22 protein-coding genes and 1 riboswitch are annotated in these 21534 nt (G+C 70.6%); of the genes, 5 read left to right on the forward strand and 17 right to left on the reverse strand.

What is annotated here, in order from left to right; all coding sequences use genetic code 11:
* Positions 1–17 precede the first annotated feature (17 nt).
* From ACFYRU_RS23850 to ACFYRU_RS23905, 12 genes are all read right to left on the reverse strand, one after another.
* Positions 18–1334 carry a serine hydrolase domain-containing protein gene (locus ACFYRU_RS23850; protein WP_387662453.1) on the reverse strand — a complete coding sequence of 439 codons (1317 nt, stop codon included), beginning with the start codon at positions 1332–1334 and terminating at the stop codon, positions 18–20.
* Entirely contained in the window at positions 1334–4186 is a 2853-nt protein-coding gene (gcvP, locus tag ACFYRU_RS23855; protein ID WP_387662455.1) for an aminomethyl-transferring glycine dehydrogenase, read from the reverse strand. The genes ACFYRU_RS23850 and gcvP overlap by 1 nt, the downstream gene beginning before the upstream one ends.
* A gap of 73 nt (positions 4187–4259) precedes the next feature.
* A riboswitch (glycine riboswitch) is annotated at positions 4260–4349 on the reverse strand.
* 15 nt (positions 4350–4364) lie between these two features.
* A complete protein-coding gene (locus tag ACFYRU_RS23860) occupies positions 4365–5225 on the reverse strand; it encodes a dihydrodipicolinate synthase family protein (RefSeq protein ID WP_387662456.1) in 861 nt (286 codons plus the stop codon).
* Between the two features lie 47 nt (positions 5226–5272).
* Positions 5273–5890, reverse strand: a complete 618-nt coding sequence (locus ACFYRU_RS23865; protein ID WP_380196031.1) for a MerR family transcriptional regulator — start codon at positions 5888–5890, stop codon at positions 5273–5275.
* Positions 5891–6082: 192 nt separating this feature from the next.
* A complete protein-coding gene (locus ACFYRU_RS23870) occupies positions 6083–6577 on the reverse strand; it encodes a bifunctional nuclease family protein (RefSeq protein ID WP_387662458.1) in 495 nt (164 codons plus the stop codon).
* A 61-nt stretch (positions 6578–6638) separates the two neighbouring features.
* Positions 6639–7337: a MerR family transcriptional regulator gene (locus ACFYRU_RS23875; RefSeq protein ID WP_387662460.1), complete on the reverse strand. Its 699-nt coding sequence runs from the start codon at positions 7335–7337 to the stop codon at positions 6639–6641.
* Positions 7324–7860, reverse strand: a complete 537-nt coding sequence (locus ACFYRU_RS23880) for an FHA domain-containing protein (RefSeq protein WP_387662462.1) — start codon at positions 7858–7860, stop codon at positions 7324–7326. The genes ACFYRU_RS23875 and ACFYRU_RS23880 overlap by 14 nt, the downstream gene beginning before the upstream one ends.
* 122 nt (positions 7861–7982) lie before the next feature.
* Positions 7983–8366 (reverse strand): glycine cleavage system protein GcvH, encoded by a 384-nt coding sequence (gcvH, locus tag ACFYRU_RS23885; protein WP_387662464.1) that lies wholly within the window; start codon positions 8364–8366, stop codon positions 7983–7985.
* A gap of 42 nt (positions 8367–8408) precedes the next feature.
* Entirely contained in the window at positions 8409–9167 is a 759-nt protein-coding gene (locus tag ACFYRU_RS23890) for a DUF881 domain-containing protein (RefSeq protein WP_387662465.1), read from the reverse strand.
* Positions 9168–9250: 83 nt separating this feature from the next.
* On the reverse strand, positions 9251–9583 hold the full coding sequence (locus tag ACFYRU_RS23895; protein ID WP_132285273.1) for a small basic family protein: 333 nt from the start codon (positions 9581–9583) through the stop codon (positions 9251–9253).
* Positions 9580–10458, reverse strand: coding sequence for a DUF881 domain-containing protein (locus ACFYRU_RS23900; RefSeq protein WP_387662468.1), 879 nt, complete (start codon positions 10456–10458; stop codon positions 9580–9582). Before ACFYRU_RS23900 ends, ACFYRU_RS23895 begins: the two co-directional genes overlap by 4 nt.
* Complete coding sequence (locus ACFYRU_RS23905; protein WP_387662470.1) at positions 10455–11051, reverse strand: CDP-alcohol phosphatidyltransferase family protein; 597 nt, start codon at positions 11049–11051, stop codon at positions 10455–10457. Before ACFYRU_RS23905 ends, ACFYRU_RS23900 begins: the two co-directional genes overlap by 4 nt.
* A 126-nt stretch (positions 11052–11177) precedes the next feature.
* Here ACFYRU_RS23905 and ACFYRU_RS23910 point away from each other — a divergent pair, with 126 nt between their 5' ends.
* Positions 11178–11546, forward strand: coding sequence for a YciI family protein (locus ACFYRU_RS23910; protein WP_387662472.1), 369 nt, complete (start codon positions 11178–11180; stop codon positions 11544–11546).
* Entirely contained in the window at positions 11546–12739 is a 1194-nt protein-coding gene (locus ACFYRU_RS23915) for an RNA polymerase sigma factor (protein WP_387662474.1), read from the forward strand. Before ACFYRU_RS23910 ends, ACFYRU_RS23915 begins: the two co-directional genes overlap by 1 nt.
* Here the strand turns inward: ACFYRU_RS23915 and ACFYRU_RS23920 are convergent.
* The gene (locus ACFYRU_RS23920; protein WP_387662476.1) at positions 12717–13478 is read right to left on the reverse strand and encodes a class I SAM-dependent methyltransferase; all 762 of its coding nucleotides are present in this window, start codon (positions 13476–13478) and stop codon (positions 12717–12719) included. The two genes, ACFYRU_RS23915 and ACFYRU_RS23920, sit on opposite strands and share 23 nt — an antisense overlap.
* A 151-nt stretch (positions 13479–13629) precedes the next feature.
* Between ACFYRU_RS23920 and ACFYRU_RS23925 the strand changes: the two genes are divergently transcribed.
* Entirely contained in the window at positions 13630–15837 is a 2208-nt protein-coding gene (locus ACFYRU_RS23925) for a glycoside hydrolase domain-containing protein (RefSeq protein WP_387662478.1), read from the forward strand.
* Entirely contained in the window at positions 15834–17135 is a 1302-nt protein-coding gene (locus ACFYRU_RS23930; RefSeq protein WP_387662480.1) for a glycosyltransferase family 4 protein, read from the forward strand. The genes ACFYRU_RS23925 and ACFYRU_RS23930 overlap by 4 nt, the downstream gene beginning before the upstream one ends.
* On the opposite strand, the gene ACFYRU_RS23935 is transcribed toward ACFYRU_RS23930, so the two are convergent.
* Both ACFYRU_RS23935 and ACFYRU_RS23940 read right to left on the reverse strand, forming a co-directional pair.
* Positions 17132–17938, reverse strand: coding sequence for a hypothetical protein (locus tag ACFYRU_RS23935; RefSeq protein WP_387662482.1), 807 nt, complete (start codon positions 17936–17938; stop codon positions 17132–17134). The two genes, ACFYRU_RS23930 and ACFYRU_RS23935, sit on opposite strands and share 4 nt — an antisense overlap.
* Positions 17935–18321: a VOC family protein gene (locus tag ACFYRU_RS23940; RefSeq protein ID WP_387662484.1), complete on the reverse strand. Its 387-nt coding sequence runs from the start codon at positions 18319–18321 to the stop codon at positions 17935–17937. The genes ACFYRU_RS23935 and ACFYRU_RS23940 overlap by 4 nt, the downstream gene beginning before the upstream one ends.
* A gap of 57 nt (positions 18322–18378) precedes the next feature.
* Between ACFYRU_RS23940 and ACFYRU_RS23945 the strand changes: the two genes are divergently transcribed.
* Positions 18379–18879, forward strand: a complete 501-nt coding sequence (locus ACFYRU_RS23945) for a GNAT family N-acetyltransferase (protein ID WP_387662485.1) — start codon at positions 18379–18381, stop codon at positions 18877–18879.
* On the opposite strand, the gene ACFYRU_RS23950 is transcribed toward ACFYRU_RS23945, so the two are convergent.
* Both ACFYRU_RS23950 and ACFYRU_RS23955 read right to left on the reverse strand, forming a co-directional pair.
* The gene (locus ACFYRU_RS23950) at positions 18876–20459 is read right to left on the reverse strand and encodes a DNA polymerase Y family protein (protein ID WP_387662487.1); all 1584 of its coding nucleotides are present in this window, start codon (positions 20457–20459) and stop codon (positions 18876–18878) included. The two genes, ACFYRU_RS23945 and ACFYRU_RS23950, sit on opposite strands and share 4 nt — an antisense overlap.
* A gap of 136 nt (positions 20460–20595) precedes the next feature.
* Positions 20596–21480 carry a hypothetical protein gene (locus ACFYRU_RS23955; RefSeq protein WP_387662489.1) on the reverse strand — a complete coding sequence of 295 codons (885 nt, stop codon included), beginning with the start codon at positions 21478–21480 and terminating at the stop codon, positions 20596–20598.
* Positions 21481–21534: the final 54 nt, after the last annotated feature.

Below are 21534 nucleotides of genomic sequence, written 5' to 3' on the forward strand. Positions count from 1 at the left end.
TCCGTAAGCCCAGTTGGTCAGGACAAACGCGGATCGTCACGCCCGTAGGGGGTTCTGGTTAGGGTGAAGGTGGCTATGGTTAGGTGGGTGATTGTGGTGCCGGTGCGGATTACGTGGAGTTTTTCGCCGGCCAGGTAGCCGTCGCGGCCCTGGTAGAGGTCGGGGGCGAGGGGTGACAGGCGCGACGTCAGACCGCCGGAGAGTTGGAGGATTCCGCCGGAGACTGTGATCGTCATCGGCGTGTTGCCCCAGTACCAGTGGCCGAGGAGATCGGTGCCCTGGGCAAGGGGCGGTTCGGGGACCCACTCCTGGGTGATCGGCGGTTCGTACTTGGCCAGGATCCGGATCAGGTCCGGCGCGAGCGAGGCGACCCGGCCGTACGTCGCGTTGCCGAGGGTGACCGCGCCGATCCGGCGGACCCGGTCCACGAACAGCCCGGCGAGGAAGCCCGGCATCGAACCGGTGTGGCCGATCAGCAGCTGCGGGTCGTCCGCGATCAGCCGCAGCCCCAGGCCGTACGACGCGTTCAGCCCCTCGCGCGGATCGGACGCCACCGGCGTCGCCATCTCCTCGACCGTGTCCCGGCTGAGGAGCTCCTGGACGGGGTCGATCCAGAACGACGCGTACCGCGCCAGGTCCTCGATCGTGCTCCACAGCTGCCCGGCCGGTGCCATCGCACCCGAGTCGTGCGCCGGCTCCGGGTCGAGCTGCCCGCTGAACGGGTGCACCGAGAACCCCTGCGCGGCCGGGGCCTGCGGGAAGTACGTCGTACGCCGCATCTCCAACGGCCCGAGGATCCGCTCCTGGACCAGCTCGAGCCAGGACGTACCGCGCAGCCGGGCGACGATCTCACCGAGCAGGCCGTACCCGAGGTTCGAGTAGTGGTGCCGGCGATCGGCCGGGCCGGCCGCATGCGTTTCGCTCATCGCCGCGGTCAGCTCGTCGAACGAGACACCCGGATTCCGTTCCCACCAAGGGCCTTCCGGCTCCGCGTTCATCCCGCCGCTGTGCGCGAGCAGGTGCCGGACCGTCCGGTCCCCGAACGCGACCCCCGGCAGATGCTTGCCAACGGCATCGTTCAGCGACAGCAACCCGTCGTCGCGGCACTGCATCACCAGGATCGCCGTCATCGTCTTGGTGATCGACCCGATCCGGTACTGCACATCCGCCCCCGGCAACTCACCACCGGCAGTGGCGAACCGCCCCCGGGCCCCGGTCCACACCAACTCCCCGTCCCGCACCACCCCCGCGTTGACCGACGGCAACCGCGACTCCCCCTGCGCCGCCGCAACCTCGGCGAACAGGGCAGCGGCGGTGTCAGGACGAAGCGACATTACTCGAAGGCCTCCGGGGACGGGCAGGAGCAGATCAGGTTGCGGTCGCCGTAGGCGCCGTCGATGCGGCGGACGGGGGGCCAGTACTTGGAGGCGCGGTCCACCGAGCGGGGGAAGGCGGCCTCTTCGCGGGTGTAGGCGTGCTCCCACTTGTCGTTGATCACCGACTCGGCGGTGTGCGGCGCGTTCACCAGCGGGTTGTCGGTGGCCGGCCACTCGCCCGCGGCGACCCGGTCGATCTCGTGCCGGATCGCGATCATCGCGTCGCAGAACCGGTCCAGTTCGCCCAGGTCCTCGGATTCCGTCGGCTCGACCATCAGCGTGCCGGCCACCGGGAACGACATCGTCGGCGCGTGGAAGCCGTAGTCGATCAGCCGCTTCGCGACGTCGTCGACGGTGATGCCGGTGTCCTTGGTCATCGGCCGCAGGTCCAGGATGCACTCGTGCGCGACCAGGCCGTTCTCGCCGGTGTAGAGCACCGGGAACGCGCCTTCGAGCCGCTTCGCCACGTAGTTCGCGGTCAGTACGGCGGCCTTGGTCGCGTCGGTCAGCCCGGACGCACCCATCATCCGGATGTACGCCCAGGAGATCGCCAGCACGCCCGCGGACCCGAACGGCGCGGCGCTGATCGGGCCGACGCCCGACTCCGGGCCCGCCTGGTCGAGCAGCGGGTGGTTCGGCAGGTACGGCGCGAGGTGCGCCGCGACCGCGACCGGCCCGACGCCCGGACCGCCGCCGCCGTGCGGGATGCAGAACGTCTTGTGCAGGTTCAGGTGCGAGACGTCGCCGCCGAACTCCCCCGGCTTCGCGAGCCCGAGCAGGGCGTTCAGGTTCGCGCCGTCGACGTACACCTGGCCGCCGTGGTCGTGGACGACCTGGCAGACCTCGCGGACACTCTCCTCGTACACGCCGTGCGTCGACGGGTACGTGATCATGATCGCCGCCAGCCGCGACGCGTGCTCGGACGCCTTCGCCCGCAGGTCGTCCAGGTTGATCGTGCCGTCCTCGTTGCCCTTGACAACGACAACCTTCATGCCGGCCATCACCGCGGAGGCGGCGTTCGTGCCGTGCGCGGAGGCCGGGATCAGGCAGATGTCGCGGTCCAGGTCGCCCCGGCCGTGGTGGTACCCACGGATCGCGAGCAGACCGGCGAGCTCGCCCTGGGAGCCGGCGTTCGGCTGGATCGAGACCTTCGCGTACCCGGTGACCTCGGCCAGCCAGCGCTCCAGCTGACCGATCAGTTTCACGTACCCGGCCGCGTCCTCGATCGGCGCGAACGGGTGTACGTCGGCGAACTCCGGCCAGGTGACCGGCTCCATCTCGGTGGTCGCGTTCAGCTTCATCGTGCAGGACCCGAGCGGGATCATGCCGCGGTCCAGCGCGTAGTCCATGTCGGACAGCTTGCGCAGGTAGCGCAGCATCGCCGTCTCGGACCGGTGCGTGTTGAAGACCGGGTGCGTCAGGTACTCCGTGGTGCGCGGCACGTTCACGGCCGCCGCCTCGAGCGTGTTGTCGTACCGACCGCCGAAGGACTGGCAGACCCGGGTCAGCGTCGCGACGTCCGTCTTCTCGTCGCAGGAGATGCCGACGTGGTCCGCGTCGACGAGCCGCAGCCAGATCCCGTTCTGCCGCGCGGCGTCCACCACGTCGGCGGCGCGGCCCGGCACGCGGGCCAGGACGGTGTCGAAGAAGTCGTCGTGCACGACCTCGACGCCGCTGGCGCGCAGCGACGCGGCGAGCTTGCCGGCGTAGTCGTGCACCCGCTCCGCGATCGCGCGCAGACCGTCCGGACCGTGGTAGACGGCGTACATCGACGCGACGACCGCGAGCAGGACCTGCGCGGTGCAGATGTTCGAGGTCGCCTTCTCGCGGCGGATGTGCTGCTCACGGGTCTGCAGCGCCAGCCGGTACGCCGGGGCGCCGTCGGCGTCGACGGACACGCCGACGAGGCGACCCGGCAACGACCGCTCGAGACCGGACCGTACGGACATGAAGCCGGCGTGCGGACCGCCGTAGAACAGCGGTACGCCGAAGCGCTGCGAGGAACCGATGACGATGTCCGCCCCGGCCTCACCCGGTGCCTCGAGCACCGTCAGCGCGAGCAGGTCCGACGCGACGGCGACCAGGGCGTCACGCTCGTGGGCCGCCTCGATCAGCGGCTTCAGGTCGCGGACGGCGCCGTTGGAGCCCGGGTACTGCACCAGCAAGCCGAAGAAGTCGCCCTCGGGCAGACCGTCGGTGGTGTCGGCGACCACGACCTCGATGCCGAGCGCCTGCGCGCGGGTCTGCACGACCGCGATCGTCTGCGCGAAGCAGTCGGCGTCGACCAGGAACCGCTCGGACTTGCTCTTCTTGTTCGAGCGGTGGGCCAGCGTCATCGCCTCGGCGGCCGCGGTGCCCTCGTCGAGCAGGGAGGCGTTCGCGGTCGGCAGGCCGGTCAGGTCGGAGACCACGGTCTGGAAGTTCAGCAGCGCCTCGAGCCGGCCCTGGGAGATCTCCGGCTGGTACGGCGTGTAGGCCGTGTACCAAGCCGGGTTCTCGACCAGGCGGCGGACGATGACGGACGGGGTGAAGGTGCCGTAGTACCCCTGGCCGATCATCGTGGTCGCGACGTTGTTGCGGGCGGCGAGCTGGCGCAGCTCGGTCAGTGCGTCCACCTCGGAGGCCGGCTCGGGCAGCCGCAGCGCCTCCGCGGACCGGATCGAGGCCGGGACCGCGGCGTCCACGAGCGCGTCGACGTCGTCGTACCCGAGGGCCTGGACCATCCGGGCGATCTCGTCCGGGCGCGGACCGATGTGCCGGTCGGCGAACGTCGCCGAAACACGCGCCGAAAGCTGAGGGGTGTCGTTCACTAGAGGCTCCGATGCTGACTGTCGCTGCCGGTGGCCTCCCCCTCTGTCACGCACGAACACGCTCCAGAGTCGCCTGTGGCACTCGGTCCATGGGCCTGAGAGGTTCCGGGGAGGAATTGCCCCTTCGGCGCCCGACGAAACGGGACTCTCCCGAGTGCTGTGTACGGCTGAAACGAGGCTACCAGGAATTTCCGAACAGTTCGGGCAGCAGGCTCCGGGCGGCCGGCCGCGCCGCCGCGACCTGCTCGTCGGTGGCCGCCTGCATCGGCCAGCGGACCCGGGTACCGACGTCCGCCCAGCCGCCGACCGCGGCGAGGAACTTGTCCAGCGCGGGGTTCGACAGGCCGGCCTTCTGCAGTGGTACGACGTGCGCCGCGAAGAACTCGACCACCCGGCGCTCCACGTCCAGGTCGTGCGCGGTGGCAACCGCACCGTTCGGGGACAGCGCCGCCACGTTCGAGTAGCTGCCGTGCGCGCCGAGTAACGACATACTCGCGAGGAAGTGACCGGGTACGAAGATCGCGAGCCCGGACCGCAAGGCCTCGTCGAACCACGCTCTGTCACCACCGGCCGTCTTCAACCCGATCAGGTTCGGCACCGCCGCCGCCAACTCCCCCAACTGCCGTGGCGTCACGGAAGTCTTCGCATGCGGCGGGTTGTACAACACCAGCGGCACCTCCCCCGCCACCGTACCCACCCGCCGCAAGAAGGCGAGCATCTCGGCAGGGTTCAAAGGCAACCAGTCCGGGGCTATCACTTGAATCGCTCCGGGCGCGAGCTTCGCCGCACGCTCAACCCGGGACAACTGCACCTGTGCCGACGGATGACTCGCCCCGATCTGGAACGGCTTCCCGACGGCGGCGAGGATGTGGTTGACCCGGTCGTACTCGGATTCGGTAAGGGTCTGGAACTCCCCCGCCGTCCCGTGTGCGTACAACCCAGCAACGGAAGTCTCACCCAGAGCCTGAGCTTGAGCCTCCAACCGCGTGAAGTCGATCGAGTCGTCGGCGTTCAGCGGTAACAACAAAGTCGCCCACACACCGCGGAGCGAGTCTGCAGTGAGTGGGCGCACAGTGAAGAACTAGGTCAGCCGGTCATCCGGGCGCGACGGCGGGCGGCGAGTTCGTCGCCGGCGTGCCCGTCGGAGCCTTCGTCGTCGTGGCCGTCGGCCCGCTCGGTCGGCAGCTCGGACAGCGATCCCTCGACCTCCCGCCAGACCCCGCCGAGCGCGATCCCGAACACGCCCTGGCCGCCGGCCAGCAGGTCGATGACCTCGTCCGGCGAGGTGCACATGTACACCGAGGCGCCGTCGCTCATCAGCGTGATCTGGGTCAGGTCGTCGAAACCGCGCTTGCTCAGGTGCGCGATCGCGGTCCGGATCTGCTGCAGCGAGATCCCGGCGTCCAGCAGCCGCTTGATCACCTTCAGCAGCAGTACGTCGCGGAAGCCGTAGAGCCGTTGCGTACCCGAGCCGGTCGCCGGGCGCACCGACGGCGAGACCAGGCCGGTACGGGCCCAGTAGTCGAGCTGCCGGTAGGTGATCCCGGCGGCCGCGCAGGCCGTCGGACCCCGGAACCCGACGTCCTCCGGCATCGGCCGCAGGTCGTCGTCGAACAGCAGACCCTGGACGCCGGCGGTCTCCGCCGCCTCGGCGTGCGCGTCGGAAGCCGACTGCGTCAGATCCGTGTCCCCGGTGCGTGTCACGCCTGAGCCTCCCTGGATACCGACTGGTACGAGTCATCTCCGTGGAGTGACAGCACCCCACGACTTCTTCACGGTAAGCCGCCGCCCGAGGCGGGTCAACGACAACCGCGTCGAGCCGGGAGCGTGTCGCGACCGCCGTACGAATCGTTACCTAGTCGCTCTTGTACGGATTCCCCGTCTCCAGGGGTCGCGTCAGCTCTTGTCGAAGTCCTCCGGCGTCACCTGGTCCAGGAACTCCCGGAACCGCTCGACCTCCTCTTCCTCCTGCACCTCGTCGGTGCCGGTGGCCTCACTGTCCGGAATCGGTACGCCGGCCTCGGCGAGGATCTCCTCCGCGCAGAACACCGGGGTGCCGGTCCGGAGGGCGATCGCGATCGAGTCCGACGGCCGGGCCGAGATCTCGGTCTGGTCGTCGAACACCAGGATCGCCTCGAAGACGCCGTCGGTCAGGTTCACGATCCGGACCTCGCTGAGCGTGTGCCCGAGCACCCGGATGGTTTCCGCGAACAGGTCGTGGGTCAGCGGCCGGGGCGGCTCCATGCCCTGCTGGGCGAAAGCGATCGCACTCGCCTCGGCCGCGCCGATCCAGATCGGCAGGTATCGCTCACCACCGACCTCCCGGAGCAGCACGATCGGCTGACTCGAGGGCATCTCCACCCGGACTCCGACCACGTCGACTTCGCGCACAGCTCCAGCCTACTCCGAGGGGAAGCCCCTAGCAGGCCCGCGGGGTTCGGGTGTGGACGGCCTACGGACGTGGCAGCCGCGACCGGACCAGTGCGGTATGCAGGCGGACCGTGAGTGCTGCCAGTTCGGCGGTCTGGTCGGTCCGCCGCGGCCCGGTGACCTGCTCGATCAGGCCGACCTCGCGGTCCGCCGCGGTCCGGAACGCCCGCAGGTGCCGGGGCTCCAGCCCGTACGCCGCCAGCTCGGCCGCGACCTTCGCGATCACGATCGCGTCGCCGCCGTAGTGGTTGCCGGTGGCCACCACCAGGCCGTGGCTCTCCAGCTCGGCGAGCAGCCCGTCCGGTACGCCGGCCGCGGTCCGCAGCTCGTTCCGGGTCAGCCGCAGTTCGGTGCCGGTGGCACCGAAGTCGTCGGCGACCGGCTGACCGGGGGTCTGCGGCAACGAACTCGGCGCGACCGGCGGACCCGCGGCGGACGGCTGCAGGCCGCGGTCGATGGCGCCGAGGTGTTCCTTGATCACCTTGAGCGGCAGGTACTGGTCGCGTTGCGCGGTCAGTACGTACCGCAGCCGCTCGACGTCGGCGGCACTGAACTTCCGGTAGCCGGACGCCGTCCGGGCCGGTGTCACCAGCCCCTCGGCCTCCAGGAAGCGGATCTTGGAGATCGTGACGTCGGCGAACTCCGCCTGCAGGAGCTGCAGCACCTCGCCGATGCCGCGCGCGCCCGCAGGTCCTCCGGCGTTCGGGTCAGGCCTGGCCACTGGCGTAGTACACCAGCCGGTACTTGCCGATCTGGACCTCGTCGCCGTTGTTCAGCTGGACCTCGTCGATCCGGTCGCGGTTCACGTACGTCCCGTTCAGGCTGCCGACGTCGCGGACCTTCACGCCGTACGCGTCGCGGCGGAACTCGGCGTGCCGGCGCGAGACCGTCACGTCGTCCAGGAAGATGTCGCTGTCCGGGTGCCGGCCGGCGGTGACCACGTCGACGTCGAGCAGGAACCGGCTGCCCGCGTTCGGCCCGCGCTGGACGATCAGCAGGGCAGCCCCGGCCGGCAGCGCACCGACGGCGGCCTGGTCGTCGGCGGTCAGCGGCTCGCCGGTCTGCTCCGGTTCCGGCTCGACGCCGATCGGGGCCAGCATCGCGGTGTCGGTGACGCCCGGCTGCTGCTGCGGCTGGGCCGGAGCTGCCGCGGGGCGGTCCGCGCCAGGCAGCATCGCTCCGCACTGCGAGCAGAACCTGCTGCCCTCGGAGTTCTCGTGCCCGCACTGGTTGCAGAACGGCATGCTGTGATCCTCCCGATCGCCGGTGGTCCGGCGACGTTTTCGATAGACCCCGTGTTGACAGTGTGGCAATAGGCCCCAACCCTCGACCAGCGGTTGAGGCCCGTAACGCTATCAGTGGGCGGTCAGCCCTGGTCGAGTTGGCCTTGGTACGCGTCGGCGTCCATCAGCGCGGCCACCTCGGCGGCGTCCTCGACGTCGATGTCGAGCAGCCAGCCCTCGCCGTACGGATCGGTGTTGATCAGTTCCGGCTGGTCCGCGAGCGCCTCGTTGACCGCGGTCACGGTGCCGTTCACCGGGGCGTACAGGTCGCTCACGCTCTTGGTCGACTCCAGCTCCCCACAGGCGTCGCCGGCCCGCACCGTGCTGCCGACCTCGGGCAGCTGCACGTACACGATGTCGCCGAGCTGGTCCTGGGCGTAGTCGGTGATACCGATCCGCACCGGGCCTTCCTCGCCGGCCTTCACCCACTCGTGCTCGGCCGTGTACTTCAGGTCTTCGGGGTACACCTTCGGTCCCTCTCTCTGATGGGTGGCGCTGCCTACTTGCTGCTACTTGGTGGGGCTTGGCGCCGGGCGAGCGTAACGATGCTCGTCCGGCGCGTGCAAGGCGGTGATCGACACGCTGTCCAACTCGTTGACCTCGGCCGTTCCGCCGACCTGCGGACCGGTCACCTCACTCACCAGACCGCCCGGGAAGTTGGCTGCCTCGGCCAGGTTGTGCGACTCCCCGATCGCCTCGATGACGTACGGCGAGTTCACCTTCTGGCCGTCGATCCGGATCCCCGGCGGGTCGTCCACGAAGTCCGTACTGGCCACCACGCGGACCGCCCCGTTGATCTGGATCGCCTCGGCACCGGCGTCACGCAGTTCCTCGATCGCGTCCAGCAGGTTGCTCGAGGTCATCTTGCCCTGCGGGTCGTTCAGTGTGATCCGGACCCCCTGGCCGACGGCCGCCACGGTGCCGGCCAGGATCTCGAGGGTACGGATCTGGGCCTCGGCCTGCTCGCGGGCGGTCTGCGCCTTGTCGGCGCTGGAGGACAGCGAGTTCTTCCGTTCCTCCAGGTCGGCGATCTCGCTCTCCAGCCGGCGGGTGTTCTGGCCGAGGCCGTCGAGGATCGCGATCAGGTCCTCGCGGCGGGCGTTCTGATAGCCGTCGTCGGCGCGGTTCACCCGGACCTGGACGACCGCGACGCAGCCGACCAGCGCGAGCACGACCGCGACGATCGCCTGGCCGCGGGACGGCTTGAACCCGGTCCGCAACCGGCGCAGCGCCAGGTTCGGCGTCCGCGGCTTCTTCGGCGCCGGCATCGGGGTCGGCACCTCGGGCCCTGCCCCGGGCTGCTGTTCTGGCGCCTGTTCTGGCCTCTGTTCGGGCTGCTCGTCGGTCATGGTCAGGCCCGGAAGATGTGCCGGCGGATCGCGGCCATGTTGGTGAAGATGCGGATGCCGAGCACGACGACCACACCGGTGGACAGTTGCGAGCCGACGCCGAGCTGGTCGCCCAGGTAGACGATCAGCGCCGCGATCAGCACGTTCGACACGAACGAGACGACGAACACCTTGTCGTCGAAGATCCCGTCCAGGAACGCGCGCAGCGCACCGAAGACAGCGTCGAGCGCGGCGACCACTGCGATCGGCAGGTACGGCTGCGCCCACTCCGGGACGTCCGGTGCGACCAGCAGGCCGACCACGACACCGATCACCAGGCCGAGGACGGCGATCATCTCGTCTTCTCCTTCGCATAGCGCAACGCGATCGTCGCATCGGCCGGCACCAGCAAGGAATCCTCCGTCGTGATCGTCATCCGGACATCGAAGTTGCTCACCAGGTACTGCACCCACTGACCGCCCGAGCTCTGCGCGAACCGGGCCGGCATGGTCGCGGTGTCCCCGATCGCGAGCACCGTGTACGGCGGGGTCAGCGAACTGTAGTCGACCGTGATCGCGCTGCCCGCGCCGCGGATCGCGGTCAGCGACGTGAGCCGGTGGCCGTTCACCGAGATCGCCTCCGCGCCGGACGTCCACAGCCCGTTCACCAGCTGCTGCAGGTCGACGTCGAGCAACCGGCCTTCCTTGGCGTCGGCGTTCTTCGCGTCGTCGATGACCGCCTTGATGCCGGGGCCGGTGACCGCGATCGCACCCGCCTGCAGTTCGAGGCCGTCGAGCTTCTGTTGCAGCGCCGCGCCGGTGCTGTCGTTGCTCAGCCCGCTCGCCTGCAGCCCGCGCACCTCGTCGGACAGCTGCGACTGGTGGGTGCGCAACTGGTTCAGCCGGTCGTCGGCCTGGTTGATCCGGTCGATCAGTTCCTTGCGCTGCTTCTCGGCCTCGGGCGCGGCCCGGTAGTTCTGCGCGGCGGCGACCGCGAGCAGGAAGCCGAGCACGGCCGCAGCGATCACCAGCATGGTCCGGTGCCGCGAGCGGGCCGGCTTGCCGCCGGAGCCGGAGCGGGTCCGGGCCGCGACGGCGTACCCCTCGTCGATCGGGTGCGCCATCAGGTTGTTCAGCAGTGACATCGACGCGTCGACGCGCCGAGGTGGCGTCTGCCCAGACGGCTGCCCAGGAGGCTGCCCAGGAGACTGCGCAGCGGGTTGCTGGGTCACCCGGCCGTGTCCTTGATCGGTTTCACCGTCTGGACCAGGTGCCGCAGCTGGGCGAAGTACAGCGCGCCGGCCCAGTAGTACAGCCCGGTGCCCCAGATCGCGAACGCCCAGCCGATCACGCGGGCGAGCAGGTTGAGGGTGCTGCCGCCGTCGCCGAGCAGGAGCAGCGGGAACGCGTACAGCAGGCAGAAGGTGGCGGACTTGCCGAGGAAGTGCACCGGCAGCGCGTTGAAGCCGCGGCGGTGCAGGGCCGGCAACGTCAGCGTGAGCAGCACGTCCCGCAACGGCAGCGCGATCGCCAGCCACCACGGGATGATGTCGCGCAGCGCCAGGCCGAGCACGGTGGCGAAGATGTACAGCCGGTCGGCGACCGGGTCGAGCATCTGGCCGAGGCGGCTGGTCTGGTTCATCCGGCGGGCGATCTGGCCGTCGGCCCAGTCGGTGAACCCGGACACCGCGAGCACCAGCAGCGCCCAGCCGTCCGCCTTCGGCCCGAGAATCAGCCACAGGAACAGCGGCACCCCCAGCAACCGAAGGAAGCTGAGCGCGTTCGGGATCGTCCACACCCGGTCGGACACTTCCAAGTCCGGCACGCGACCCCTCCCTCTCTCCACCCTGGATACCCGTCGTAACTCTACTGGGGTGCTTCGACGGGTTTGCGCGCGGCGTACCGGGGGAAGCCCCAATCGATATCCCCCGGTGATGCTTACGCTGGGCAGATGAAGTTCCTCGTACTGATCTACGGCAACCCGGAGTCCCGTGCGGTGTGGGACTCGTTGACCGACGAACAGAAGAAGGAAGGCATGGCGGGGTACGCCGCTCTGCACGCGGAGCTGGCCGAACACCAGGAGCTCGTCGCGTCCGAATCGCTCGACGACCCGGCCCTCACCAAACAGGTGTTGGTCCGCGACGGCAAACCGTTCACCACCGACGGCCCGTTCGCCGAGGTGAAGGAGCAGCTGGCCGGCTTCTACCTGCTGGACTGCGACTCGATGGACCGCGCGGCGGAGATCGTCGCGCGGATCCCGGAGGCGCCGTTCAGCGTCGTCGAGGTCCGCCCGGTGCGGGATCTCGGCGCGTACAGCTGATGCTCGAGGAACTGCTCCGCGAGCAGGCGCCCCAGGTGCTGGGCGCGCTCGTCCGGCGGTACGGCGACTTCGACGCGTGCGAGGACGCCGTACAGGAAGCGCTGCTGGCGGCGTCGCTGCAGTGGCCGACCGACGGCGTACCGGCGAATCCGCGGAGCTGGCTGATCACGGTCGCGTCCCGGCGGCGGATCGAGGTACTGCGCAGCGAGGCGGCGCGGACGCGGCGCGAGGAGACCGTCGCGTCGTGGACTCCCCCGGAGCCGGCCTCGTCCGAGGACGACTCACTGACGTTGCTGATGCTGTGTTGTCACCCGGACCTGACGGCGCAGTCGCAGGTGGCGCTCACGTTGCGGGCGGTCGGCGGGTTGACCACCGGCGAGATCGCCCGCGCGTTTCTGGTGCCCGAGGCAACGATCGGGCAGCGGATCAGCCGGGCGAAGGCGAAGCTGCAGGGCGCGCGGTTCGCGCTGCCGCCGGCCGCGGAGCAGCCCGAGCGGCTGGCTGCCGTACTGCATGTGCTGTACCTGATCTTCAACGAGGGCTACACGGCCTCGTCGGGCACGTCGCTGCACCGGGTCGAGCTGTCCGCGGAGGCGATCCGGCTGACCCGGCTGCTGCGTGCGCAGTTGCCGGCCGAGGGCGAGGTTGCCGGGTTGCTGGCGTTGATGCTGCTGACGGACGCGCGGCGGCCCGCACGTACTACGGCCACCGGGGCGCTGGTGCCGTTGCCGGAGCAGGACCGGAGCTTGTGGGACGCGGCGTCGATTGCCGAAGGCACCGAGTTGATCGAGTCGACGTTGCGTACGGCGCCGGTCGGGCCGTACCAGTTGCAGGCGGCGATCGCGGCCGTGCACGACGCGGCCAAGGACGCCGGCGAGACGGACTGGCGCGAGATCCTGATGCTGTACGAACTCCTCGAGTCGACGGCGCCCGGGCCGATGGTGACCCTGAACCGGATCGTCGCGGTCGCGATGGTGCACGGCCCGGCCGCCGGGCTGGCGTTGCTAGCCGACGTGGAACCGGCATTGCGCGACCATCACCGGCTGGCCGCCGTACGCGCGCACCTGCTCGAACTGGAGGGCGATGCCGCGGCCGCGCGGGAGGCGTACGAGCTCGCCGCACGACTCACGCAGAGCACTCCCGAGCAGGTGTATCTGCTGGGTCGCGCGGCTACCTTGGGCGCCCCCAACTGAGCTCGGCCTGGATCGTCAGGTCCAGCACGCCGTCCTTCGCATAGGGCCGGAGCACTTCCGCGACGCTCGCGTCGAACGTGGCGGCCTCCTCGGCGGGCATCAGGTCGCGCGCCAGGCTGGAGGTCGAGTGCAGCCTCTCGATGTAGTCGGCGACTGTCTGCCGATAGCTGACCGGCGTCGTGCGCGTCCTGCCGGTCAGGTCGAGGAGGCCGCGTTCCACGATCGCCTCGACGACGTCGAACTTCGGGTCGTGGTTCTGCTTGCGGGAGTGCCGCTCGATCACCGGGATCAGGTCCCCCAGCCACGGCTCGTCGACCGCTCCGTGGTCGATCACGGCGAGCTGCGCCTTCGGGGTGAGGTGCGGGACGATCCGCGCGAACGTGGCCTCCCAGGGCATCCAGTGGATGCTGGCGCCGGCCGTCACCAGTGCGTACGGGCCGTCGAGGTCGGCGGTCTCGATCGGGTTGACCTGCCAGCTGAGGTTCGGGTGGTCGCCGCCGGCGCGCTGCCTGCCGGCGTCGACCATCGGCCGGGAGAAGTCGATCGCGTCGACGTGCTCGACCCGGGGCGCCAGCGGGCGGGCGATCGCTCCCTCCCCCGCACCGATGTCGAGGACCCGGCGCGGTGCGTCGGTGATCAGGTCGAGGAGCCGGTCGAAGACCTCGTCCGGGTACGGCGGCCGATGCTGGTACGCCTCCGCCACTGCCTGTTGCTTGAACGTCGCCGCGAGCTCTGTCATGTCTGGGAGCGTAGGCCCGGAATGCGCCCGGATCACCGGCTTCTGCTGTCAGCCGACACCCGGACGTAACCTGCGCGTTTCCTTCGGACATCCGGCTGAAATCTGCGCTTCCTACTTTGAGAGTCCACGTCGTGCGAGGGGGGTGAGCCCGATGTACGAGTACGTCGACCCTTTCATCGGGACCGGCGCCACCGACCTGCCTACGCCCAAGGGCCTGGCAGCGACCTGGTGGTGGCCCAAACCGCAGGTCGGCAACACCCATCCGGGCGCCATGCACCCGTTCGGGATGGTGTCGGCCTGCCCGTACTCGGGCGCCTACCCGACCGGCTACGGGCTCTACGACTTCAACACCGAGGGCGTGCCCGACCTGTTGCACGACCGCCCGGTCGCCTCCGGCTTCACCCACTTCCAGCAGTCCGGTACCGGTGCGATCCGCAAGTACTACAACTACTTCCAGGTCACGCCGATGCTCGGTCCGCTCGACGACCTGGGCACCAACTGGGACCTGGTCGACGAGGTGGCCGCGCCGGGCTACTACGCGGCGACGCTGAGCTCGGGGGTGCGCTGCGAGCTGACGGTCGGCCCCAAGTCGGCCGTCCACCGGTACACCTTCCCGGCGAACGACGCCGCCCGGATCGTCATCGACGCCTCGACGGGTGGCCTGGCCATCCCGCACAGCCGGACCGTGCCGCTGAAGGCGCATCTGGCGCTGCTCGAGCCCGGAGTCGCCCAAGGCGAGATCCACGTCGAGGGCGTACCGCTGGCCGTGCACCTGGAGGTCGACGCGCCCGGCTGGCGGCAGTTGCTGTGGTACGACCGGCGGCTGATGCCCGGCGGCACCCGCCTCGACTTCGACTACATCAGGCCGACCACCCTGCGGCCGTTCGGGCTGATCTTCATCGGCCCGTCGCGCGCCGAGCAGACCGTCGAGGTGCGGCTGGGGTTCTCGCTGCGCGGGTGTGAGACCGCCCGCGACAACCTGCACACCGACGTCGGCAGCGGCCGGACCACGTTCGCCGGGCGGCGCGAGCGGACGGCAGCCGGTTGGCGCGACCATCTCGGCACGGTCCAGATCAAGGCCGAGTCCGACGACCAGGCGACGATCTTCGGCACGGCGCTCTACCACTCGCTGGTCAAGCCGTGCTTCGCCCCGGACGAGAGCCCGTCGTGGACGACCGAAGGCCCGTACGCGTTCGACATCTGCACGATGTGGGACATCTACCGGACCCAGCTGCCGCTGATGACCACGCTGTTCCCGGAGCGTTCGGTCGCACTGGCCGGCGCACTGCTGTCGATCTGCGAGCAGGAGGGCAACCTGCCGATCGGCTACCGGATGGCCAAGGGCGCCGACCGGTTCTCCCGGCAGGGCAGCGCGCTCGCGCACACGTTCCTGGCCGACCTGTGCCAGCTGGACCTGCCCGGTATCGACTGGGACTGGGCCATGGTGCACCTGGAGATGGACCTGCGCCGGACGTACGGCGAGGACTACCTGGTGCACGGTGTGGCGCACCCGATCAGCCACACGCTCGACCTGGCGTACGCGTATCACTGCACCGCGGCGATCGCCGACAAGGTGCGCGACCGGCCGTTGGTCCAGCAGATGCGCGACCTCGCCAAGGGCTGGCAGGCGGCGTACGACCCGGGCACCGGCCTGCTGCGCGACTCGACGTTCTACGAGGGCGGGCGGTGGAACTACTCGTTCCGGCTGCTGCACGACATGCGCGCACGCATCGCGCTCGCGGGCGGCGACGACGCGTTCGTCGGGCTGCTCGACCGGTTCTTCGGGTACGACGCCGTACCGGTCACCCAGCCGGGAGTCGCGCCGAGCGTGGCCGAGATGAACGCGGGGTACGACCTGTGCCGCTTCGAGGGGCTGAACAACGAACCCGACTACGAGGCACCCTGGTCCTACCACTACGCCGGGCGGCCGGACCGAACGGCCGAGGTGGTGCATGCCGCGGTCGCCAACCAGTTCGGCACCGGCCGGGGTGGGCTGCCGGGCAACGACGACTCCGGCGGGCTGTCCGCGTGGTACGTCTGGGCGACGCTCGGGCTGTTCCCGGTCGCCGGGCAGAACCTGTTCCTGCTGAGCGCGCCGGCCGTGGCGGAGTCCACCGTCCGGCTGCCGGCAGGCGAGCTGTCGATCACCACGACCGACTTCGAGCCGGTCGAGGCCGGCGGACCGGTCTCGTACGTCCAGTCGGTCGCGGTGGACGGCAAGACCCTCGAACGCCCGTGGATCTCCGGCCGCGAACTGCGGCGGATCCGCAACCTGCACATCGAACTCGGACCCCGGCCCTCCGGCTGGGGCACCCGGATCAGGCCACCGTCGACATCCGATCCTGGAGGTGAGGCATGACCATCACCAACGACACGTCCATACCCGCGCGCCGGCTGGTTGTCGTCGTCCGCGCCGACCCGGTGATCTGCGGGCACTCCGGTGAGGCCCGGTGCCTCGCGGAGGTGGCGCTCACCCGCGGGTTCGACGACGTACGTATCGTGACCTGGCCGCTGGATGCGCTCGAGGCGGCCGGGCTGCCGATGAAGCCACTCGATCGCGTGCTGCCGTACAGCCCTGGTATCACCGTGGAGCGGCCGGGTCCGGTCGGCGACTACCGGGTCCCGGACGGACGGTACCTGTCCGGGCTGATCGGGCGGCTGGTCGAACTGTTCAGCGACGGGGTGCCGACGGTGGCGATGTCGCTGTACCTGAGCCCGCACGCGATCGCCGTCCACGAGGCCGTCGAGGTGGCGCGCCGGATCGGGCCTGCCCGGGTCACCACGATCGCCGAGGCGGTGGGTTCCGACATCACCAACGTGGTCCGCGACTGCGTGAACAGCGGCCGGTTCGGGGCGGCCGCGCACATCCTGTCGGTCTACCTGGCCGCTGACCACTGCGTGGCGGTGTCGGAGTACACCAAGGAGCTGATCGTGGCCTCGGCCGCGACCCTCGACGGGATGCACGGTACGACGTTCGCGCAGCGGTGCCGGGAGCGGATCGCCATCTCGTACCCGGCGGTCGACTCCTTCTCGTACCTGTCGCTGACCGACGACGGGATCGCCGAAACCCTTGCCCGGCGTGGCCTTTCGCGGAACGGGTACGTGCTGTTCCTGTCCCGGATCGCCGCGGCGAAAGGTGTCGACGACCTGATCGCCGCCTATGCCGGCTCGCGGTCGGCCGAGCGGGTCGAGCTGGTCCTGGCCGGGCGCGGGCCGCAGGAGGACGAGGTGGTGGCGCAGGTGGCGGCCATGGGGCTGGGCGACCGGGTGCGGCTGCTGACCGACGTGGACGACGCGGAGAAGCCGGCGCTGATGGCCGGCAGCGCCGCGTTCGTACTGCCGACCCGCGAGCAGCCGGAGTTCGTCGAGACGTTCGGGATCGCGCTGGTCGAGAAGGCGCTCGCCGGCGGCGGACCGGTCATCACCTGCGCGACCGGCGGCGTACCGGAAGCGGTCGGCGACACTGCCCTGCTGGTGCCGCAGCGCGACCCGGCCACGCTGCGGACGGTGCTCGACGAGGTCGTCTGCGACTGGACTCCCGAGCAGCGGGCCGTGGCCGAGCAACGCGCGCGGGAGTACGCGTTGCGGTTCGACCGGGCTGCGGTGTTCGACCGGCTCTTCGCGCTCGCCGAACCATCCGCGGTCCCGGTCGCCTAGTTCGTCAGCCAGTTGCGGAGTTCTTTCAGGGCCTCGTCCGTGGACCAGCGGGCGAGGTCCGGCCATTCGTGCTGCTCGCGCAGGTGCTGGATGAATCGCGTGCCGACGTAGTAGCCGATCCGTTGCGGGAACGCGGACTCACCGCTCAGCGTGAGGAAGCGACGGCTGACGTCTTCGTCCTCCGAGTCGAGGTTCGCGAGGATCTCGGCGCGCGCGGCGGCCTCGTGTCGTCGGCAGTCGGCGAACCACTCGTCGTACCCGGGGCCGAACCACAGGTGCTCGGCGAGCGAGTACTGCGGGAAGAGTTCGGCGGTCAGCGCCGTCGCGAAGCCCTCGCTGTAGACGTCCTGCCCGAGCGGTCCTTGGTCGGGCCATGGGAGTTCGGGGAGCGGTGCTTGCAGGGCGTGGGCGATCTCGTGCGCGGCGAGGATCTCCGCGGCACGTTCGTCCGGGATCAGCTCGACGGCAAGATAGAGCGTGCCGTCGGCGACCCAGCCGTTCGAGGTGGCGAGGCCGACCATCGCGACGCCGTTGATGTCGACGTGGGTTGCGTCGAGGAGCGGTACGACGCGGGCGGCCGCCTCCTCGATCCAGCGGGCGGCGTGGGGTGCGTTGGCGCGGATGCGGTCGGCGTACCGCTCGTACGCCGCGAACGCCTTCTCCCGTTGGGCCGGCTGTACCGTTCGCCCGGATCGGGTCAGGTCGTTGAGGACCTCCGGGTGCTTCGCGACGTACCCGTCCCAGTCACCGCCCGCCCGGTACTCGAGGAACGCCGGCACGAGGTCCCGGACGGTAACGGTCATTCGCCCTCCCAGACGGTTGCGTGTTGTTCGAAGTGCTGCGGGTCACTGTGGACCGGGATGACGCAGAGCAGGTGGCCACCCGGAGCACGGAGGGTGTGGCAGCCCTGCCAGTCGGCGAGCTCGACGGCGCCGAGACCGGTCAGGCGCGCGACCTCGGCGGGGACGTCGTCGGTCTCGATGTCGAGGTGGTAGCGGGCTTCGCCGTCGATCGCCTGTATCGCGGTCACGTAGCCGGGGACCGCGTCGTGCAGGCTGACGAACTGCGGCTCGCCCTCGGGGGACGACGTACGTACGCCGAGCGCCTTCGACCAGAACGTGGTGGCGGCCGCCACGTCGTCCCGGTGGGTGTCGATCAGGAACGTGGACACACGGCTGCGATGCATGACTGCAAACCTAGTTCCGGACGGTGGTCGTCCGGTACTGGGTTTACCGTGCTGACCATGCAGGTGATCGAGGAGACACAGGTGCGCGTCGTACCGGCCAACGAGGCTCCGTGGGAGGACCTGCAGGCGGTCTTCGGTACGGCGGACGCGGGGCAGTGCACCAGTGGTCTGATCGCGTACGTCGACGGCGAACCGGCCGGGTGGGCCGCGGTCGAGCCACGGACGGCGTACCCGAAGCTGCGGACGTCGCGGATCCCGTGGGCCGACCGCACCGAGGACAAGGACGACGAGCAGGTCTGGTCGGTGACCTGCATGGTCGTCCGCAAGGGCTTCCGCGGCCGCGGCCTCACCTACCACCTGGCCCGCGCCACGATCGACCACGCCCGCACCCGCGGCGCCCGCGCGCTGGAGGCGTACCCGATGCGCACCCAGCCCGGCAAGACCATCACCTGGGGCGAACTCCACGTCGGCCCCCACCAGGCCTTCGAAGAAGCCGGCTTCCACCAACTGACCCACCCCACCATCCGCCGCACCGTAATGCGCATCGACTTCTCCTAGTCGTACGTCGCCTGGGCCTGCCAGGTGTTGCGGGTGAGGGTGAAGAGCCAGGCGCGGGTGTCGGCGGTCTGGAACTGGAAGCGGGCCTGGCGGGACTCGGTGGCCGGGTCCCACCAGCGTTCCGCGGTCAGCCAGGGGCCGGCCCAGGAGCTGATCGGGTACAGCTTGTTGCTGTCGGCAACTTGAACGCCGGCGCCCCGGGCCGGTTGGAGCGCGAACGCGCTGGGCGCACCGGACAGCTCGCCGCGGGCGGTGACCGAGACCAGGGTGCCGTCGGCGGCGAACACCTTCGCCGGGATCGGCTCCGGGAAGATCGTGGTCGGCGCCAGCGCCGGCCAGCGTTTCGGATCGGGGCCGGTGACCGCTCCCGGCCACGGCTGGTCCAGAGGCCGGGCCGGTACCGCCGGGTCGCCCCACGGGATCAGTGTCTGCCGCTCGGCGAACCCGCGCCCGCCGCCGATCACCACCGACACGACCGCGCCGTGGCCGAGCATGCTCTGCACCCGCGACAGCGCCCGGTGGATCCGCTCGTCCGGACCGCCGCCCCACAACCCGTCGGCATGTGCCCCGACCGGATCCGCCTGGTCCGGGACCAGCCGGATCCGGACCACCGGTGAGGTCAACTCGCTGGTCGCCGTCCCGCTGCCCTGGAGCTGCCAGCGGACCCGGTCGACCACGTCCGCCGCGGTGAACCAGCGCGGGTGCAGCCACTCCCGCTCGTGCACCCGGCCGGACTCGGTGCCGACCTCGACCCGCAGCGTCGTACACACCAGGCCGAGCTCGGTCAGCCGGACGATCAGCTCGTCGGCGATCGAACGGACCGCGAACGCGACCTGGTCGACCCGGTCCACGGACGGCTCGAAGTCGAGCGTCCGGGTGAGCTCCGGCGGGATCTCCCGGCCGGTCACCGGGCGGTCGTCGCGGCCGCGGGCCAGCCGGTGCGCGAACGCGCCGTCCGGGCCGAACCGGGTCAGCACCTCGGTCGCCGGCAGCGCGGCGAACGCGCCGAGCGTCCGCAGGCCCAGCCGGCGCAGCAGGTCCGTGAGCGTCGGCTGCTCGAGGAGGTCGATCGACAGCGGCGCGAGGAACCGCGGCGAACCGCTGGGCGGCACCACGTGCACCCGGGTCCGCGCGGAACTCACCCGGGCCGCCTGCTCCGCGGCGAACGGGCCGTCCGCGATCCCGATCCGGCTGCCCTGCACGTCGTACGTCTCCAGGCGGTCGAGGAGCTTCTCCGCGGCCGCCTCCTCGCTGCCGTAGAACCGGGCCGGGCCGCGGGCCTTCAACGCGCACATCCCCGGGCGGATCACCTGCACGCCGGGCGTGATCGCCTCCAGGCAGGAGATCACCGGGTCGAACGCGCGGGCGTCGAGCACCGGGTCGTACTTCAGCACGACCAGCTCCGGGCACCGCGACTGCGCGTCCCGGGCCCGCTGCCCGCGGCGCACCCCTTCGGCTCGCGCGGTCGCGGAGGTGGCGAGCACCTTGCCCTTCTCCAGCACGGCGATCGGCTCCTCCGGCGCCCGCCCGCTCGCCCCCGCGGCCGCCACCACCGGCCAGTCCGGCACCCAGATCACCATCGTCCGAGTCAGCCCCCGCCCACCCACCGTCAACCACCACCCCAGCTCGCGCCACCACCCCAGCTCGCGCCACCACCCCAGCTCGCGCCACCACCCCAGCTCGCGCCACCACCCCAGCTCGCGCCACCACCCCAGCTCACCCCACTGCTCCGATCTGCTCGGGCCACTCGTCTGCCAGGGATGGTTCCTCCCAGCTCGTGGGGCGCTCTGCCCACTGTCCCGAGCGGACTGTTTCCACTCGCTCGTCCCCAGCGACCGTCCGGCTCTCGAGCAGGTCGGCGGTGCGGATCTCGCCGTCCGCTGCCGGCAGCCAGAGCTCGTGCTTGCGGGGGTGGACGGCGGCGCGCCGGCCCGAGACGGCGACCGTCGCCCGGCGCGCAGTGAGCAGGCCCTCACCGTCGCCCAGACCGCTCCAGCTGCTGCTCTCGATCTCGAAGCGGGCCTCGCTGCCCGGCCAGGACCCGTACGCGATCAGCATCGCGCCGCGGGTCCGGAGCCGGGCCGCGAGCCGGGACGCCTCCCCCGGTGTCACCTCACCGGGCGGCCGGACCACGACCACGGTCAGCGCGTCCACCAGCGCCGCGACGACGCTCAGCCACTCCCGCCCCGGATCCGGCACCAGCACCAGCCGCTCCAGGTCCACCCCGAGCCCGCGCGCCGCCTCGGCCCCGAACGACGGCACCCCGACGACACCGCACCAGGCCCCGTCCGCGGACGGCCCGGCCATCAACGCCATCACCAGCGCCGCACTGCCACGCACCGAGTACGCCGAGCCGCCGCGCAGCCCCGCGCCGGCCAGCAACTCCCGCACCGCCGGATGCGTCGGCAGCTCCCGCTCCACCTCCGCCGTGTCCAGCGCCTGCTGCACCCGCGCCACCGAAAGCACCCGGCCACCACCCAGGGCAGGCCGCACCTCCGCCGACTCCTCCGCGGCGGCTTTCTGGGCTTTGGCCTGGGCGAGGAGCGTGCGGGCCTGGTCGAGTGCTGTGACTCGACTTCCGGCCGCCTCGGTCCCCGTCATAACTCCATGTTCGAACACCTGTTCGAACATGTCAATCCGGTCGTCCACAGGCCC

The sequence above is a fragment of the Kribbella sp. NPDC004536 genome, from assembly GCF_042873835.1.
Taxonomy (GTDB): domain Bacteria; phylum Actinomycetota; class Actinomycetes; order Propionibacteriales; family Kribbellaceae; genus Kribbella.